Genomic DNA, 1,103 nt, shown 5'->3' with positions numbered 1-1,103 from the left:
GGTGGGGCGTGTTGGTGGGCGTTTAAGAAAGACACTTAATGTTTCTGAAGAGGGACGTGTCGTTTCTTTTTATAGTAAGCTTTCGTATTTGCATAGTTTTGAAGATAAGCAATTTGTTTCTTTTAAAAACGATTTCCAATTAGGTTTTTTTGGTTCTTTTTTGGAAGCAGGTCTTGGGTTTAATGCTCGTCTTTCTTCAAAACTTTTTCTTCATGGAGATGTAACTTATCAGCATAAATTTAAGAAAGCTGGTTTTTCTGGAGCCAGTTTCTCTGCTGGATTGCGACATCTTTTTTGAAGAGATATAATGTGCATTTTTATATAAAAGGCAGAAGATTTTTCTGCCTTTTAATGTATTGAAATTTATTTTTCCTCATCAATATGGTTATTTTTTTGATATAAAAGATTACAATAGATGCTTTCTTCTATGCGATGAGGAATTTTCCTAAAATTTTGATATTAAGATATGGGGGCAGATTTCATTGTGAATGTGAGAAACTTGAATGCTAAATTCTTGTGGTATAATCTTTTAAAAGAGACGATATTGATGGTTGTTTTTGTCCATTTCTTTATTAAATTTTATAGATCATAAGTTTAGTCTTTACGAGCTTTATGCATTTTTTTGAATTTTGTTTTAGAACTTTATTTACGTTTATATCATTTAATACGCATATTATTTTTTTCCTTTTTTAGGATGTTTACTTAAGAATTTTGGAGAAATACTTGTTTTTAGAACAAACAGAGGGAGTTTGAGGTCAAATTATAATAAAAGTAAAGTATGCTTTATCGTATTGTTACGGTTGTTGTTTTGTAAATGATAGGTGGCAGAGAAATTTTGATTGGATACAGGATATTATTTTTATTGCGGTTATGCGCGGATATCATCATTCTTTTTTCAGCATTCAATATTTGCGCAGATTTTAGCACTCGAGAATGTTCATAAGAAGCAATTCACCTTTTTTCAAAAGTCCTTCTTTACATGCCAGCTTCGTTTGTGATGAACAAGGGGTTAATTGATTAAATATAAACAGGTTTGAATGAAAGAAATTTATAATATTCAGTTTTTTATTCAATATGTAGAATGATGAGTGAGTATTCTAAAT

General features: G+C 29.8%; 1 protein-coding gene. It reads left to right on the top strand.

Annotated features, from left to right (window positions below):
• Positions 1–298, top strand: a 298-nt coding sequence (locus ACFIJJ_RS09805) for an autotransporter outer membrane beta-barrel domain-containing protein (protein WP_375624467.1), incomplete at its 5' end; no start/stop codon positions are given.
• Between the last annotated feature and the right edge of the window lie 805 nt (positions 299–1,103).

Source organism: Bartonella sp. TT29SHDZB (assembly GCF_042193395.1).
Classification (GTDB): domain Bacteria; phylum Pseudomonadota; class Alphaproteobacteria; order Rhizobiales; family Rhizobiaceae; genus Bartonella.
The sequence above is the reverse complement of the archived record's forward strand: the minus strand, read 5'-3'. Positions and strand labels throughout refer to the sequence as shown.